This is a genomic window from Alteromonas sp. G4i35, from assembly GCF_054960375.1.
On the sequence record NZ_JBHNZD010000018.1, the window covers coordinates 23,729 to 41,224 of the forward strand.

A 17,496-nucleotide genomic window follows, 5' to 3' on the forward strand; every position below is an offset into this window, starting at 1 on the left:
GTAAGTTAATGCTGAAATTTATGATCAAGGGTGACGTGGCATTGCAGGCACAGCAACGTCTGATACTGAGTCCTAGGCGGGTCAGTACTACTCTCTGATTCTTACGCTAGTGCTATTTTTATTTTTTAAGCGCAGACAAGTTATCGACCTTTTCCCTGCAAAGTTTATACTTTTTGCTGGGGCAAAGAGATTGTGAAGCATAATTGACCAATAGGTCAATAGAAAGATGAGGCTTTACAAAAACGTCAGTTGTAAAAAAGCCCTCTGCTTTACGAAGAAAACAAGAGGGCCAATGGCGTACTGAAGCTAAATATTTAATTAGCCACAGCTAGGGCCTGTTGCTCTTTGATGTAGAGCGAATAACAACAGGACCTAGGAAGGGTAAGTGCGTTAACTTACTCTTTGCTTTCCTTAGGAATAGGGAAACCACGGTCACGCATCAATGCGTCTACCTTGGCGTCACGACCACGGAACTTGCGATATGCTTCAGCTGGATCCATTGCGTTACGTACGGCGAATAGATATTTCACTAAGCGATCGCCTACTTCTTTATCGTAGAAACCACCCGGTGCTTCCATAAAGGCTTCTGCTGCGTCAGCAGTAAGAACCTCTGCCCACATGTAGCCGTAATAGGCCGCAGCATAACCTTCACCCGAGAACACGTGACCGAAGTGAGGTGAACGGTGACGCATAACGATTTCTTCTGGCATACCAAGCTTCTTAAGCTCTTCGCGCTCAAAAGTATCAGGGTCAATCTTGCTAGGATCGGTAGTATGATACTTCAGGTCCATAATGGCAGAAGCCATGTACTCAGTGGTTTTGAAGCCTTCATTGAAGGTTGAGGCCTTCTTAATCTTCTCAACTAGTTCTGCTGGAATTGGCTCGCCTGTTTCATGGTGAACCAGATAGTTGTTGATTACCTCATCGGTGGTCAACCAGCGCTCTAATAACTGAGACTGGAACTCAGTGTAATCGCGTACGCCAGAATGCGAAGACGGGTATTCTACGTCAGACGCTAAGAAGTGAAGAGCATGACCAAATTCATGGAAGTAGGTTTCAGCATCATCCCACGAAATAAGTGTAGCTTCGCCATCAGCACCTTTCACGAAGTTCGAATTGTTTGAAGACAATACGGTCTTCTTGCCATCGAACGTGGTGTAAGAGCGATACGTCGTTGCCCAAGCACCAGAGCGTTTACCTTGGCGTGAGAATGGGTCAAGGTACCAAAGACCGATATGCTCACCGCTGTCTTTGTCAGTTACTTCCCATACTTTCACGTCTTCGTGGAAAACGGGTACTTTGCCTTCTTCAACAGGTGTGAAGTTGAAGTTGAACAAGCGACCTGCAACGTAAAACATCGCTTCGCGCAGCTTATCAAGCTGTAAGTACTGCTTTACTTCGTTTGAATCTAGGTCGTACTTCGCTTGGCGCACTTTTTCTGCATAGAAGCGGTAGTCCCATGGCGCAATAGTGATGTCTGCACCTTCTTCATTGGCAATGGCCTGCATGTCGGCCACTTCTTCTTCAACGCGAGCAATAGCGGCAGGCCATACTTTCATCATCAGATCCATGGCGTTTTCTGGGTTCTTCGCCATACGATCTTCTAAACGCCACTGTGCGTAATTTTCGTAACCTAACAGCTCAACGCGCTCATCTCGAAGGGTTAGGATGCGCTTGATAATGTCATTGTTATCAAACTCGTCGGCATTGTCACCGCGGTTGTAGTAAGTACGCCATACTTTTTCGCGAAGCTCACGATTGGTTGAGTAGGTCAAGAACGGGTCCATAGACGAACGCGTATTGGTAATCGCATACTTACCTTCTTCGCCGCGAGACTCTGCTGCCGCTTTAGCTGCCTTTACAAACGAAGCGGGTAGGCCGTCAAGCTGGTCTTCAGTAATATAAGTAACGTAGTTTTCTTCGTCTGCTAGCACGTTGTTAGAAAACTTGGTGTGCAGCGTAGCAAGTTCTTGGTTAATTTCAGCATAGCGCTTTTTCGCTTCGCCATCTAACGTTGCACCGTTGCGCGCGAAGCTGTTGTAAGTCATCCACGTAATACGCTGTTCTTCTGGCGTGAGCGATTTCAGTTCATCAGACTCGTACACCGTTTTCACTCTTTCAAAGAGTTTTTCATTTTGCGTAATTTGAGTGAAGAAAGCTGACAGTTTTGGTGACATCTCGGCCTGAATTTCGCGGAATTCAGGGCTAGACTTGTTTGAGCTCCAAATGCCGTAATACGTGAATACGCGTCCAAGCTCTGCACCTGCGCGCTCCATTTCAACAATGACGTTTTCAAACGTTGGTGGCGCTTCGTTATTTGCGATGGCTTCGATCTCTTTAAGATTCAGTTCCATGGCTTTTTCTAGCGCAGGCTTCAAATCTTCCAAATTCATTTTATCGAAAGCAGGCACGCCACCGTACGGGCCTTTAAACTCTTGAAGCAGCACGTTATCAAACTGTGCTTGTTGAGATGTCGCTGTATTTTGTACATCTGTGCTGGTGGTCTCAGGTGCTTTTTGTTCTGAACATGCACCGAGTGCAACCACAACCGCCATAGCGGTGAGTGATGATTTAAATTTACCCATGAGTTTTCCTGTCTGTTTTTATCTATACGTTTTATGACAAAAACCATCTTAAGATAATGTAAAAATAAGTTAAATGCTCTTTAACGTAATTCCTTGCAGCACAGCGGTTTGAAGAGAAATCGCGCTGATATGCAATTCGTCGAAATTGGTCAAATTTTGATTGGCTTTACGCTGGTTGGAAATTACACTGCGCGCGTTCTGAATAGCTGTCTTCCACAGCTCGTAAACCACTGACTTTTTTACTGTGATCATCATGTTTGAATTACTTCTTCACGCGTTTCCCGTTGCATTCGCTTTGGCCTCCTTTTGGTCGAACACTGAACGTAAATTACTGCTACTGAATTTAGGGTTATGTATTGCTATTGGCTCACTTTTGGTTTTCGAGCAAGCGTGGGGAGGAGCCGTAGTAATTACGGTGGCAGGGCTGAGTACCAGTTATCGTTTAATAAAACAAAAACTACTGTCTCCTGTGGCAACCTACATTACATTAATCTCTATGATGGTTATTGTGCTGACGGTGAATAACCTAACCGGTAAAACATCGTTAGTTGAAGCTATGCCGGTGTTAACTTTTATGGCATACCGGTTTGGTGAACTTCACTGTAAGGAAGCGGGTTTAAGGGTATGCATGATCATTGGCTCCATCAACTTCACTGCGTACGGAATAATTACGCAAACGTGGGGATTAGCCATTACTGAAGCCCTGTTTGCAGCCTCGAACCTGTGGTATTACATGAAGCTAAGACGTGCCATGCGCACCAGCCCTGTTTGAAGCGTAAAGTAGTTCATGTCAGACCGATAACTGCACTAACCTAATGACAAGAAAGTGGACGTATTGAAACGATAGCCGCTTTGTGATTTATTGCGTCTTTAAAGGGAATCAAAATTTCACAGGGAAGACGATGCAACGCAAACCCATCGACAAGGCACTATTTCTTGGTGTTCCAGTGTTTCTACTGGCTCTTTTTATTTTAAATATCACTGCAGAAGGTGAAGTTAAACTAGCGGCTACCCTAGGTAGTGTTGGGCTATGTATAGGCTTTTTCTCTTATTTAAGAAGCAGGCGCTTCGGTAATAGATATCCCATTGAAAAATTGATAGAAAAAGATGGTGATTTTGTGGTGTTTCATTTTTTACAGGGACTTGATCGCCAGCCCCTCAGGGTGAACGCCAATACTATCTATGCGCTTAATTTTTCTCACCATTACCTTGGAGTCATTTTGGAAAGCGGCAACGGTAAAGGGTTTGACTTTCACTATCCTCATAAGGAAGCCGTAATAAAAGCGAGACTTCAAGTGGTGCTAGGTGATGATGGATTTAACAACGTAAAAAAGAATGTCTAAATAAAGCGAAAAAAGTGTAAAGCAAAAAAAGTGTAGAGCGAAAAACAGTGTAAAGAGAAGCCCGAAAGTAATGTTTACTCGCGGGCTTTTTTAATTTATCACTGTAAAGACTTACGCAAACACCACGGTCTTATTTCTATGAATAATCACGCGGTCTTCTAAGTGGTAGCGCACGCCATGAGCTAATGCCGTTACTTCACAATCTTTACCCTTACGCACCATATCAGCTGCACTGTCGCTGTGACTAATACGCTTAACGCTTTGCTCAATAATAGGGCCTTCATCTAAATCTTTAGTTACGTAGTGACAGGTTGCGCCGATTAGCTTTACGCCGCGATCATAGGCTTGCTGGTAAGGCTTAGCACCTGCAAAGCTCGGCAAGAAGCTGTGGTGAATGTTAATGGCTTTACCTTGCAATTCTTGGCAAAGCGTATCAGGTAAAATCTGCATAAAGCGGGCAAGCACGGTCAAATCAATTTTGTATTCTTGAAGTAAAGTCGTGATTTGCGCAAAAGCGGCTTCTTTCCCTAACGCTTTAAAGTCTACCCAATGGAAAGGGACTTTGTACCAGTCTGCAAATTGTTTCATTTGTGGGTGGTTGCCAATAATAACCGGAATATCACAGTGTAGTTCGCCTGTGTGCCAGCGGTGAAGCAGGTCAACTAAACAGTGAGACTCAAGGCTGGCAAGCAGAGCGACGCGCTGTTTTTTGCTGGAGTCGCTCAGCTTCCAGTTCATCTGATATTCGTTAGCAAGCGGGGTGAATTCTTTAACAAAGCTTTGATGATCTAACTTTAGCGAGTCGGTGCTAATTTCATGGCGCATGAAAAAGCGGCCGGTTTGTAAGTCAGTGTGATGGCTTGCTTCAACGATGGTAGCGTTATGGTCGGCCAAAAATTGCGACACGCTGGCAACGAGCCCAATTTGGTCTGGGCAGTCTATTACTAATCTAAATGTTTGTTGCATTTGGGCAGTTTGAATAAAAAAACAGGCTTTCTTTTTACCTGTGCCGCCATGCGTTGTAAAGGCGGCGCGCTACTTTAAACCAGCTTAAATTGCTATAACTCATAATCACACGAGGTCTTAAGCTCAAAAGGTGCGAGTCAAATGGACATCAGTTTACCCAAGTCAGCACGGTATTGCGTTTGCCTTTACTCGTCGGTTATCCCTCGGCGCAGCTTTTCTCTTACCGACATATTGTGTTTCAACGGCCAAGACTGGCGGATAGGGTAGACTACCCCTTGCGGTGTAGAGACAGACTCAAAAAGGTGAAATGCCGAAACGTGAACGTCTACATTGGGGCTGTAAAGTGGAAGAGGCAAGCTCGACGTAGCCTTTCTAACAAGCGTAACGTGAGGCTTATATTCTCTGCTTTCTACCTCTATTGCCGCCTTGCGGGCTGCTTTTCGCGACAATTTGGCGAGTTCACCTAGCGCCTTTGGCGCATCTGTCGGCGAAGCGAAGAGTATCTTAGGACCGTTCCATAATCCCGTCGCATCGAGGGTTAGAGAAAAGGGTTCGCTCACAAGCTGATCGAGTTCATACACCAACGCTTCGTGCTGCCGATGATTTATCTCACCTAAAAAGCTAAGCGTTATGTGGAAGTTCGCCGCCGGCACTGCGTACGGTTGCGCGGGCCCTTGGCTATTGGTGTTGTCGTAGCGCGCTTTGGTAGACTTGCGAGAACGGGTAGACTCGCTTTTTACCCATTGCCGGGGCATAACTTCAGGCAATGCCTGTTGGCGCCAGCTATCTAGAGCAAGTTTTTCTGTGGCGCTAAGATCTAAACCAATAAAGCTTCGCATAGCTTTCCTCCTTCTAATTTGCCCTTTAGCTTGTACATCACGTTAATGTCCATACAAACCTAAGTTTATCATGGCGCTACCTGCGATTTCCAAAACAAGACGCAAGTATTGAGCTATTTGCCAAATTTAAAAAAATAGCAGTGATGTTCGGGTGCATTGCTCAAATCAGGTACACTATACCCATCAACTTATAACACCTTTATGCCCTTTATGTTACAGCCGTTTTCTCACTTACCCGCTTATGAACTCGTTACGCAGCTTGAAGAAGCTGTAGCCGCTAGCAACGTCATCATAGGGGCTCCTCCGGGCGCGGGAAAGTCCACCGTACTTCCTTTGTCACTGCTGAAATCATCGCTTAAAGGAAAAATATTACTTATGCAGCCACGGCGCGTGGTGGTGAGAAACCTTGCGGACTATTTAGCTAGGCAATTAAATGAAAATGTGGGCGAAACGGTTGGCTATCGCATTAAGGGGGAGTCGAAAACATCGTCTGCCACTCGGCTTGAGATTATAACTGAAGGGGTCCTGACTCGCATGATTCAGCAAGACCCTGAGCTTGCTGGGGTAGCTGCTATTGTCTTCGATGAATTTCATGAACGCAGTATTCACAGTGACTTCGGTTTGGCACTAGCGCTTGAGGTACAGTCGGGGCTTCGCGATGACTTACGATTAGTTGTAATGTCGGCTACCTTGGATGTAGCACCCCTTCAAATGTTGCTCAATGCGCATAGCGTGCCGCCAGTGGTAAACTTGAATACGCAAGGGCGCATGTTTCCCGTTGACATCCGCTACACACAAGATGTACAGGCGCATGAGTTAGTACCCAAAACCTGCAATATCATAAAGCAGGTCGTAGGCGAACACGACGGTGATATTTTGGTTTTCCTTCCTGGGCGAGGAAGCATCAATGCTGTTGCCAAAGAAATAAAAGGGTTAGCTGAGAGTGCGGACATGGCCGTTCACATGCTCTATGGAGCGTTAAGTAAATCTGTGCAACAAGCCGCTATTACGCCAGACCCGCAAGGCAGACGAAAAATCATATTATCTACCAATATTGCTGAAACGAGTCTTACCATTGAAGGCGTGACGGTGGTTATTGATAGCCTATGGGAAAACAGTGCTCAGTATCATCCGTCCAGTGACATAACTGCGCTTACCCAGCAGCGCATTTCGCAAGCATCCGCCGTTCAAAGAGCGGGGCGCGCGGGGCGTGTAATGGCCGGAACCTGCTATCGTTTGTGTAGCAAAAGCAGCTTCGAGCGTTTGGCCAAACACAATGCGGCGCAAATTGAAAAGGAAGACTTAAGTAGCTTTTTGCTTGATACCTTGGCCTGGGGCAGTAGCCCAGATACCTTGGCATTGTTGACGAAGCCTACACAAGCGCAGCAGCAGGTTGCACAACAAAAGCTTCAGCGAGTTAATGCTATCTCACAATCCAGCATTACTCCCTATGGAAGAGCGTTGGCCCAGTTACCTTGTCAACCTCACTTATCCCATTTATTACTCACCGTTAAACAAGGGATTGATGGGCTTTGTGCTGATGACAACGACGCGCTTCGCCACGCTGCTCCCTTTGTTGTGGCTCTTAGCGAGAGTAATATCAGTGTAGGTGGCGCAACAAATGTCATGGATGCGCTGCTCCACGCCAATAGCAACACGCGCAGTCAGCTTACACAGCAAGCTACCCGTTATGCGCGCTACGTGCAAAATAATGATGGAAAAGCACAACGCTTTAAGCCTGATATTAACGAACTAGACGAGCAAGCCCTTGGGCTTTGTATCGCTATCGCATTTCCTTTGCAGGTGGGCTATAGGCGCAGTGCGTCAGATAAATCGGCAGAGAGCTCGAATACAACAAATGGTAAGCCTAAGACCGGTATAGTCGAATACAAACTGGCAAGTGGCAAAGGTGCAGAGCTCACTGCTGCTGGTAGTGCGTCCATTTTTAATGAGAGCGAAAATGGCGATGGACCATGGCTGGCAGTGCTCGACGGGCAGCTGATAAAAAGCACGGTGGCAATACGCTTGGCACAGTCAGTGCCTGAAAGCTGGTTGCGTTTAGCCTTTCCTGACGCGTTCAAAGAAAAGCGCAGCGTTATTCTTAACAGCGATACTGGGGTAATGGAAGCCAGAGTAAGTACGGGCTTTTATGAGATAACGTTAAATAGCACACCGGTTTCTGGACAGGAAAAAAGTCGTGAACAAGCATTCTGGGATGATGCGTTATGCAACGCATGGTTCGCCTATCTTGATGCACTTCCTCTATCAAGCTGGCCGCTTTCTGACGCAGACTGGCAATGGTGGCGAAGAGTGGCAATGGCTGGGAAGCTCAATTTGCCACAAGACAAAGCCTTCGATGAACCCGATCCGTGGCCGTTGTCATTGAACGCTCTCGTGCACCAGGCCAAAGACAGTTTAGCGCCCGTCTTAAAAAACTGTAAAAACATCAAAAACCTTAAGCAGTTACCGTGGAAAACAGCCTTGAATAATGGTCTTTCTTGGCCTCAGCAAGATGCCTTAGCCACACTCTTGCCAATTCACGTGACTATTCCAACGGGCAGAGAGGCTAGCCTGGATTATCGCGATAATGGAGATGTGGTGCTGTCGGTCAAAATGCCAGAGTTATATTCTCAAGGCACGCCATTAACGATAGCGGGTGGGCGAATTACCGTTGTATGTGAGCTGCTGTCGCCAGCAGGTAGGCCATTACAAACCACCAGTGATTTAGCCGCCTTTTGGCATGGCAGTTATAAGGAAATACAAAAAGAAATGAAGGGGCGCTATCCAAAGCACTTTTGGCCAGATGACCCCGCAAATGCATCGCCGACCAGCAAAACAAAAAAGCATATGTAGCGCGCTGATACGGCTACACAAACCATCGTTTTCAGGTGATTTTTATTTATTTTAAACAAGAGAAGTATCTATACGCCATTTTCCTTTATGCCAGTTTCGTACACAGTATGTTTTTTACGACAGTGGTCGTGCGCTGAAACTTGCGCTAAGTTGGAGTATGAAACCTCACTCTTATTTACAGGTTAAACTACGCAATGAAACTATCTTGTATTGCCACTGCTGCTTTTTTATTTGCTACTTCAATTAACGTTCAAGCTCACGATTTTTGGCTAGAACCCACAGCATATCGTTCTCAAGAACCGAATTCGCTGGCATTGCAGTTTAAAGTGGCTCATAAGGAAGATACCTCTCATTGGAACCTTGCATGGGATAGAATAGTCGCGTTGCGCACCTACTCTTTTGACGGTGTAACTGATATGGCTGCTAGTGTTGTACCTAAAACCTCAATGCTGCCGGGCATGGCAAAAACAACCAAGCTCCCATCCGGTACTCACGTCATAGGGTTTGAAAGCTATCACGCCACAAGCACATTAAAAGCGAAGAAGTTTAATCAGTATGCAAAAGAAGAAGGCTTAACTGAGGTGTTGGCGCACCGCGAGGCGAGGGGACAAAACGACATCGCCGGCAAAGAGCTGTACTCTAGAAAGGCGAAAACCATTGTGCAAGTTGGTGACGCGGTAACGAACAACGTATTAAAACCCATTGGCCACACATTGGAAATAGTGCCTCTTGAACATCCTTACAAGCTTGCAGGAAACACGCTATCTGTTCAGGTATTATTTAAAGGTAAGCCTTTGAGTAACGCGCTTATTGATGCGTATTCCTTGGTTGATCACAGCGCTAAAGAGCAAGCGGTTAAAACTGATAGTGAGGGCAAGGCGACATTTAAATTTGACGTCGAAGGACCTGTAATTCTGAATACAGTTTGGGGAGTCCCACTTACAAATAGCGCGGCAGCAGATTTCGAAACCTATTTTTCAAGCCTAACGTTTGAGTACTTTCAGTCACCAACAAAGTGAGTGGTATACACCTTGTAGGCCACTGAAAATACCAAACAGTGAATGCGCGCCAGAAATGGCGCAGCATATATGAAATTTAAGAAGTCGTCGTTTCAAGGTCGATATTAAGTGCAGCCATCACTTCAAGTCCTGGGAAACCATCTGCAATCATGTTGTTACTAATTTGGTAATTGCGAATGCCTTCGCGGGTGGCGGGGCCAATAATGCCGTCAGGCTTACCCACATCAAAGCCCAAATCATTCAGCTTGCTTTGAAGGGCAATAATATCTTTGCGATTGTACGCAGGTAGATCAGGTAACGTGGCTTTAATGCCAGACGCGCCAGCGATGCGGTCGGCCAATACACCCACGGCAATGGCATAAAACTCTGAGTTGTTCCAGCGCATAATAACGCGGAAGTTTTTGTAGGCGATAAAGGCGGGGCCGTTATGACCAGCAGGCACAATAACATAGGCGGTAGTGTCGCCTTCGCCCAGCTCAGAACCATCAGCTTTTTTCACGCCTTGGGCGTGCCATTCACTGAGAGATTTTCTATTTTTATAGCCTGACTCTTGATAGTCAAAGTTCTCAGGCAGTTGCACTTCACGACCCCAGCGGAAGCTGCGCTCCCAACCCAAGTTGGCAAGAAAGTTTGCCGCAGAAGACAACGCATCTTCTTCACTTGCCCACAAGTTTACTTGTCCGTCGCCATCGCCATCAATAGCATAGTGGGTATAGGCCGAAGGCATAAATTGGGTGTGCCCCATTGCACCGGCCCACGAGCCAATCATGTCTTCTTTTTGCAGCTTCTCTCGCTCCATCAATTTCACAGCAACAAGAAACTCTTGGGTGAAGTAGGTGCTTCGTCGCTTATCACACGCTAAAGTGGCAAGCGAATCGAGTACCGGCATTTTGCCTTTGTAAGAGCCAAAGTTTGTTTCTAGCCCCCAAAAAGCGAGCAGATAATGAGGAGGCACGCCGTATTTTTCACTTAGCTTATGCAAAAGCTTGTCGTGCTTTGCATACATCTCTTTACCTTTTTCCGTACGCCAGTCGGTAACGCGCTTGCTGAAGTACCCTGGAAAGGTTTGTACAAATTCTGGTTGGCTTCGGTCTAGCTCAATCACACGTTCTTGGTGAACAAGACGAGGAAACACATCATCGATAGTCTGCTGGCTAACCCCTTCCTGCTTGGCTTTATCAGCAAGCGCTGCGGTGCAGCTAGCGAATTGTTCATTGGCTAGCGCTGAATTCATTGTCGCACCCGCGAGAAGCAGCGCCATAGACGTGCGAAGTGACGGTCGAAGAAATGAGGCGTAAGACTTGGCCCCTTTAGGCGAACGAGTAGAGAAAAAAGAAGACTTAAATGAAGCTAAGCGCATAGTACGGTTCCTGTGTTACTTGCCAGCATGCTATCGCATTGTGACCGTGAAACGCGAGTAAAATTCATTTTAGTCCTTCAACATATTAGCGCCATGGGACGTTTCCGAGGTATACAAATTCGTAGTGTGCATATTTGGAAACAGTTGTTGAGAGGCGGCCCGAATGGTAATGTTGATACTATTAAAACTAACGTTTTAAAGGCGTTCGTTAAATCCATATCGCAATATGTGCGATGTCATCCTCAATGATCTTCATGGCGTTTTCACGTGGCAAAAAGACAGACAAAAGACAATCCATCTTCAAAAAGTAAAGCATCAAGCAATGGCAAAGGCTCGGCCAATCGCTCGTGGTTTTTCAAACTGTTTTGGCGAGTCACTCTTATTGGTTTGGTTGTGCTAGGGGCTTATGCCTTCTACCTTGACGCCCAAATTAAGCATGCGTTCTCTGGAAATAAATGGGAAGTTCCCGCGCAGATCTTTGCCCGTCCGTTGGAAATCAGCAAAGGTGAAGAGATAACGCCCCAAGAAGTCATTGATGAGCTCAATTTGCTGGGCTACCGCAAGGTAACCTTTGCCGACAGCAGCGGTGAATATAGCTATCAAAATAAGGTGCTGACTGTGCAGCGCCGTGCGTTTCAGTTTCCAGAAGGCGCAGAGCCTCTGCGTCATTTAGTGATAACGTGGGAAGGTGCACGTATTGGGGAAATTTATGACAAGTCGCAAGGCCGCCCGTATGGTTCTGCAAAGCTAGAACCCTGGTTAGTGACGCGCATGACAAGCGGGTCTCAAGAAGACCGTATGCTGGTAACGTTAGACACCATTCCTGACATGCTGCCAAAAGCGCTAACCTTGGTGGAAGACCGCAATTTTTATAATCACCATGGCGTTGCGCCGCTTTCAATATTGCGGGCTCTAATGGCTAACATTGCAGCCGGACGAACGGTTCAAGGCGGCAGTACGCTAACGCAGCAGCTGGTTAAAAACATGTTTTTAACCCGTGAGCGTTCCATTGTGCGTAAGGCAAAAGAAGCCATTATGGCGGTGATCATTGATGCCCGTTACAGCAAATCCGAAATTATTGAAGCGTACTTAAACGAAGTGTTTTTGGGGCAAAATGGCGATATGGCCGTACATGGTTTTGGACTTGCCAGCTATTTCTATTTTGACCGACCAGCTAACGAGCTAAGTACGCCCGAAATAGCCACGTTGGTTGCTATTATTAAAGGCCCATCTTATTACAACCCACGCAAATATGCTGAGCGCACTAAAGAGCGTCGTGATTTAGTGTTGCGCATGCTGTTTGATGAAAATGAAATTAGTCGTCAAGACTACGAACGTTTTGTGAATATGCCGTTAGGGCTCGCCAGTGGGGCTAGCTTGGCAAGCGGTAAACACCCAGCTTTCATGGAGCAGGTTCGTCGGGAACTCAATGAAATTCTGGCTGAGCCTAGCTTAAGAGATTCGGGCGTAAAAGTGTTTACAACACTTGATATCGTAGCCCAGCGCCGCGCTGAAAGTGCATTGTCGGGTACGCTAGACGGTTTGCAAAAAGACAGGAAAGTGCCATTACAGGGCGCAATGGTAGTCACAGATAGTGCAAGTGGTGAAGTACGCGCTATCGTTGGCGGAAAAGACTTTGCGTTCAAAGGCTTTAACCGAGCACTAGACGCAAAACGCCCAATAGGCTCGTTGATTAAACCTGCGGTTTACTTAACCGCACTAGAAGATCCTACACAATTTAACCTGGCAACGCCGCTTAAAGACGAGCCCATTATCCTTGAAAGTCGAAATGGAAAAACGTGGTCGCCGCAAAACTACGATAAAGAGTTCAGAGGCCAGGTGCCTTTACTTCAAGGGCTAGTCGAGTCTTTAAATATACCTACGGTTAATTTAGGCATGCAGATAGGGCTTGATGCGCTAGCCGATACGATAGAGCGATTAGGGGTAACCACCCCCGTAGATAAAGTACCGTCGTTGACCCTTGGTGCTTTTGAATTGACACCATTTAGTACAAACCAAATGTACCAGACCTTATCAAATGATGGGCGTTACATACCTCTTCATACGGTAACTTCTGTAGTAACAGCAGATAACGCGTTGCTTTGGAAAAAGGCGGAGTTTTTTGCTCAGCGCACCGATGAAGCGGCAACCTATTTGCTCAACTATGCCTTGTATAAAGTAACCACCGAAGGTACTGCGAAGCGCATCGGTTGGAATTTTGGTAATGTAAATATGGCTGGCAAAACGGGCACCACAGACGATTACCGCGATAGCTGGTTTAGTGGCTTCGATAGAAACAATGTGGTTACGGTTTGGGTAGGCAATGATGACAACCAACCGGTTAATTTGACCGGTGCAGGTGGGGCCTTGCCCGTCTTTATAAACTACATGAAATCTCAGTCACCCAAGTCATTATCAAGGCGTTTCCCAAAAGGCTTAGGCATTGCACATTTTGACGCCAAGACCGGCGCGGTTGTGGTTGCAGGATGTGCTGGGAGTTTAAGCGTACCGGCTATTTTGGATGTGCTTCCTCCACCTCAACAAGATTGTTCAGGCCGTCCCGTAGACAAAGACAGCGACAAGGATGATAAAAGCTGGTGGGAACGGATATTCGGATAAAAAAACTCCAGTAAGAAGATAGAAAACACAATCACTTGGCTGGGATACAGTCCGTGCTTTCTATCTCCCTCTGGAGTAAAAGGCCCAGGGAAGGCAAATCTTTTAGCGGTAGTCGGTTAGGTTCCTATTTGTTTTTATTGCGTTTTCAGTGACCTTTCTGAAGGAATAGGCGCGCTGTCGAAAACACCAGCGCACTGACTACAAACGCAATAACCGGTCCGAGTACCACCATAAATAGGGTTGCGGCGGTTAACATGTGCATTCTCCTTATGCGTCGTTATCGTCTGAGTTGATAGGCTCAATCGGCGTAATAGTGATGTCAGCAACCAATGCATTTGCTTCTTCTACTTCTGGCTCAAACGTATGGCTTGCAGTTAACACGTCATAAGTCACGTCTAGGTCCAAGTTCTGCTTTACGTCATGCATGGCGCTTTCAACGATAAAATCTGTATGCGAAACAATGTTGTTCTGAGTGTCGTCAGCGAACGCTGATGCGCCCAATACGCTAGTTGCTAAAGTTAGTGCAGTGAAAGTTTTGCGACCGATAAACATAGTAATCTCCAAAAATTAAGTTAGACACTGCACTTGAACATACTGCGTGGCAGCTATCATGTTGCTAAAGGTTTCGATAATAAGTCGTTATCAATTAACAATTAGTTTATAGCGAGGGATGTGCCAACTCGTAAAAATAAGGTAAGTATATGAATTTAATGAATTTTAACTTTTATTGAAAAATAAAGGTGGAATTGAGGAATTAAAGAAATACTAAAATTTAGCGAATTTAATGTAGAGGTGGTCAAAATGACTAACGCAAAATTTTTAACACTTGCGCAGCGACACTGGTGACCATGAGAAAGGTCAGAAATAGGGGCGCAGGTCTATAAAGAAGAGCGGCGCCGCCAATGTATAAAAGAGTGAATAGGTCTAGGACGCTTTACTTCTAAATTGTGAAAGCATTGTCACTACTAGCGCAATGATTACACCAGCAGCAATACCAACAACACCATCAGCAAGTATAGACATAACCAGCGATGCGTCTGGGATAAGTGCGGTAAACCAGTCGGTAATAACGTGCAAAAAGCCAATGCTGTGTGTGAGGATGCCACCACCGACTAAAAACATAGCAACAGTGCCTACAACCGCAAGGGTTTTCATTAATGCGGGGGCGGCAACTAATAACGCTCTGCCAATAAATCGTTGAAGGGTGTTCATTGAACCTGTTAACGACTTGCGAAGCATGTAAAGCCCAACATCGTCCATTTTAACTAGTGCCGCTACCAGCCCATAAACGCCAAGGGTAATCGCTAAGCTTAGTGCTACTAGTACACCAATTTGCGTAGTAAGTGTTGCATCGGTCACTGTGCCTAATGCAATTACAATAATTTCAGCAGACAGTATAAAGTCGGTGCGTATAGCGCCTTTAATTTTATCTTTCTCAAACGCTACCATATCCACATCTTCGTGGGTAAGCGCTTCTATTCTGGCTTCTCGTGTTTTTTCTTCATCTTCGTGGGGAAGATATTTGTGCAGCAGTTTTTCTGCACCTTCAAAACATAAATATAACCCGCCCAGTACCAAAAGGACGGTTATAAGTGAGGGCACAAAAGCACTGATGGCTAATGCCGCAGGAACCAATATTGCTTTATTAAAAAGTGAGCCTTTTGCTACTGCCCATACAACAGGTAGCTCTCGGTCTGCTTTAACGCCTTGGACCTGGTCGGCGTTTACCGCTAAATCGTCGCCCAAGACGCCCGCTGTTTTTTGCGCCGCGACTTTCGACATGGTTGCGATGTCGTCCATTAACGTTGCTATATCATCAAGTAGGGCAAGTAAGTTAGCTGCGGCCACGTCGAATATCCTTTGTTATGTATTACAGTTAGAGTAATCCCCAGTAAATAGCAGCTTAGCGTACTTAAAACATGGGTGATATACAATCAGGAATAATGCCGATAAATCACAGTTCTTTTTAGACAGTTTTCAGGGCTATCACCAACAGAAAATGCGAAATCAGAGGAAGTGTGAGTTGAGAAGAACACGCTCGTGCTCTTCTCATGTTGAAGTTAATTACCCCAAATGCTGTTCACCAGTTCTGGATGATCAACGAAAGGGTTTCTATTGTTCTGGAAATTGAAGGCAGCGTCATTCCTATCGATTTCCTTTTGGCTTACAGGATCTTGAGAATGCCAGCTTAACAGCAGAGTTAAGAACCAGCTTTCAAATACTTGATCACTCGTACCATTCAACACTGCGTCGCCATAGGTGCTATTCGTTTCCCAATTTGCAATGACGTTTTCATAACGTGTCGCCATGTAGAAATACGCTCTAGCGAAGTCACCTTTGAACTCGTCGATGGGCTCAAAAACGGTGCCTGTATAACCAGAAGCAGAAGAGCCCGCGCCCAGTTTGGAACCATTCGATGACGTATAAGTAGCACTTGCGACATCACCGTACGGATAGCTACTTCGGCGACCGTTAACGTAGCCGTCGGTTGCAAAAACGTGATGAACATCAGTATTCATTGGCGAGACTGCACCGCCAAACCAGCTGCGCGGGAAGGCGTGTTCGCGGTTATAGCAACTGCCTTCTCCACTATAGCTGCCACACTGGTCAGAACCAGCCGTGTAGCTGTAAGCGTCACTACCATTTGGTTTTTCTGAATACATGTCCAAAATGGAGCCGTCATTTTCATAGTAGCTGTCGCTTGTGTATGAAATATAGAATGTCCAAAGGTCGCCATAGCTTTGTGTATTATGATTTTTGATAATGTTGTAAAGCTCGGTTTTTAACGTATAGCCTGACAGACCGTTGGCACTTGCATAGTAACCAGTGAGTTCTGATGAACCACCACTGCCACCACCACTCGTTGTGCCAACGCTAAAGTTGGTGCTTTCACTCGCGCCGAAAGAACCGCCATTAGCAACAGACACGCCCTCTATTAGCAAGTTATAGCTGCCAGAGCCATAGGAGCAGCAGATTCCATCGCCATAGGCATCACTAATGGTAAAGGTATATTCTCCATCAGTAAGGCAAACCGCTTCAGTATAACTTTGGTTGCTAGCGTAGCTGCTGCCAGAGGCTTCAACTTGGTTGTTTGCGTTAGTTATTTGCCAACTGGTTTCACTGCCGTAATTGTCGGTAGTTAAGTTCAATACGCCTGAATGGCTAGCACACGTGCTCCCACCGCCGTTATTGCCACCTGACCCAAGCGTAGTCGGCTCGAATGCGTCTACATAGACGGTTTCTGACCCATCAAAGCCAGTCTGATCATAAAAGCGTAACCCCACCTCAATCTCTTTTGACGCTGTAGCGGAATAAGAGAAAGTAAGCTGTTGCCAGTTTCCAGTTAATGAGTTGTCAGAATAACCTTGATAACCGTCTACATATAGGCGTGCTTTTACAGCACCTTCAGTGTGATATAGCCTCACTGAAAATTCATAATTTTGACCGGCGGTTACATTGATTGTCTGACGGAAGTCAGTTGAACCTTGCGTTGTCGTATTGACGGTAACTGCAGCAGACTTGCTTCCCGAGAATGAGTAGACCGAGTTTTCAGCTACACTAATGCCGGAGTCGATAGTTGACCATGAATTAGGTGCGCCAGACGTCCATGTTTCAAAGTCTCCATTGGAGACCTGACCCATGGCGATAGCGGGTAACAACGCACCTGCCAAGCCGACTATTTGACGTAAGTTTATATTCATTTATTTTCCGTTATTGTCTTTATTTTAAATGTATATTTGTTCCTTAAATGTAGTGTTCGACGCCTTCCTAGGCGTATCAAATATTGCACGTATTTGTGACAAAATGAATAAAAGTGCTTAATCTAACGGCAGAGAGTACTGAGTTCACGGCAAGGAAATAGATGCAAATAAACGGTGAGTTAAGCGAGAGATCAGTACTATTTTATATGGA

General features: G+C 45.8%; 13 protein-coding genes. 5 read left to right on the top strand and 8 right to left on the bottom strand.

Translation table 11 applies throughout. From position 1 onward, the window contains the following. Positions 1-395 precede the first annotated feature (395 nt). Both ACFI6L_RS12850 and ACFI6L_RS12855 read right to left on the bottom strand, forming a co-directional pair. Positions 396-2,585 (bottom strand): M3 family metallopeptidase, encoded by a 2,190-nt coding sequence (locus tag ACFI6L_RS12850; protein WP_462574147.1) that lies wholly within the window; start codon positions 2,583-2,585, stop codon positions 396-398. Between the two features lie 69 nt (positions 2,586-2,654). After that, complete coding sequence (locus tag ACFI6L_RS12855; RefSeq protein WP_462574148.1) at positions 2,655-2,840, bottom strand: hypothetical protein; 186 nt, start codon at positions 2,838-2,840, stop codon at positions 2,655-2,657. On the opposite strand from ACFI6L_RS12855, the gene ACFI6L_RS12860 reads away from it, so the two are divergent. Next, complete coding sequence (locus ACFI6L_RS12860) at positions 2,839-3,357, top strand: YgjV family protein (RefSeq protein ID WP_014947990.1); 519 nt, start codon at positions 2,839-2,841, stop codon at positions 3,355-3,357. The two genes, ACFI6L_RS12855 and ACFI6L_RS12860, sit on opposite strands and share 2 nt — an antisense overlap. Positions 3,358-3,487: 130 nt before the next feature. After that, the gene (locus ACFI6L_RS12865; protein WP_039231117.1) at positions 3,488-3,928 is read left to right on the top strand and encodes a hypothetical protein; all 441 of its coding nucleotides are present in this window, start codon (positions 3,488-3,490) and stop codon (positions 3,926-3,928) included. Positions 3,929-4,039: 111 nt separating this feature from the next. Here ACFI6L_RS12865 and purU read toward each other — a convergent pair whose 3' ends face one another. Together purU and thpR are read right to left on the bottom strand one after the other, a co-directional pair. After that, the gene (gene purU, locus ACFI6L_RS12870) at positions 4,040-4,894 is read right to left on the bottom strand and encodes a formyltetrahydrofolate deformylase (protein ID WP_014947992.1); all 855 of its coding nucleotides are present in this window, start codon (positions 4,892-4,894) and stop codon (positions 4,040-4,042) included. Positions 4,895-5,079: 185 nt separating this feature from the next. Beyond that, positions 5,080-5,733, bottom strand: coding sequence for an RNA 2',3'-cyclic phosphodiesterase (gene thpR, locus ACFI6L_RS12875; protein ID WP_039225120.1), 654 nt, complete (start codon positions 5,731-5,733; stop codon positions 5,080-5,082). 156 nt (positions 5,734-5,889) lie between these two features. Between thpR and hrpB the strand changes: the two genes are divergently transcribed. Both hrpB and ACFI6L_RS12885 read left to right on the top strand, forming a co-directional pair. Next, positions 5,890-8,586 carry an ATP-dependent helicase HrpB gene (gene hrpB, locus ACFI6L_RS12880; RefSeq protein WP_462574149.1) on the top strand — a complete coding sequence of 899 codons (2,697 nt, stop codon included), beginning with the start codon at positions 5,890-5,892 and terminating at the stop codon, positions 8,584-8,586. A gap of 194 nt (positions 8,587-8,780) precedes the next feature. Then, positions 8,781-9,605 (top strand): DUF4198 domain-containing protein, encoded by an 825-nt coding sequence (locus tag ACFI6L_RS12885; protein ID WP_462574150.1) that lies wholly within the window; start codon positions 8,781-8,783, stop codon positions 9,603-9,605. A gap of 76 nt (positions 9,606-9,681) precedes the next feature. Here ACFI6L_RS12885 and ACFI6L_RS12890 read toward each other — a convergent pair whose 3' ends face one another. Next, positions 9,682-10,965: a lytic murein transglycosylase gene (locus ACFI6L_RS12890; protein WP_462574152.1), complete on the bottom strand. Its 1,284-nt coding sequence runs from the start codon at positions 10,963-10,965 to the stop codon at positions 9,682-9,684. A 267-nt stretch (positions 10,966-11,232) separates the two neighbouring features. Here ACFI6L_RS12890 and mrcB point away from each other — a divergent pair, with 267 nt between their 5' ends. Further along, positions 11,233-13,584 carry a penicillin-binding protein 1B gene (gene mrcB / locus ACFI6L_RS12895; RefSeq protein ID WP_278346952.1) on the top strand — a complete coding sequence of 784 codons (2,352 nt, stop codon included), beginning with the start codon at positions 11,233-11,235 and terminating at the stop codon, positions 13,582-13,584. Positions 13,585-13,851: 267 nt separating this feature from the next. Here the strand turns inward: mrcB and ACFI6L_RS12900 are convergent, their stop codons facing one another. The 3 genes from ACFI6L_RS12900 to ACFI6L_RS12910 all read right to left on the bottom strand — a co-directional run bounded on the left by ACFI6L_RS12900 (position 13,852) and on the right by ACFI6L_RS12910 (position 17,285). After that, positions 13,852-14,136, bottom strand: a complete 285-nt coding sequence (locus ACFI6L_RS12900; protein ID WP_462574153.1) for a hypothetical protein — start codon at positions 14,134-14,136, stop codon at positions 13,852-13,854. 372 nt (positions 14,137-14,508) lie between these two features. Continuing rightward, on the bottom strand, positions 14,509-15,432 hold the full coding sequence (locus tag ACFI6L_RS12905) for a DUF808 domain-containing protein (protein ID WP_278346951.1): 924 nt from the start codon (positions 15,430-15,432) through the stop codon (positions 14,509-14,511). A gap of 212 nt (positions 15,433-15,644) precedes the next feature. Beyond that, on the bottom strand, positions 15,645-17,285 hold the full coding sequence (locus ACFI6L_RS12910; protein ID WP_278346950.1) for an endonuclease: 1,641 nt from the start codon (positions 17,283-17,285) through the stop codon (positions 15,645-15,647). Between the last annotated feature and the right edge of the window lie 211 nt (positions 17,286-17,496).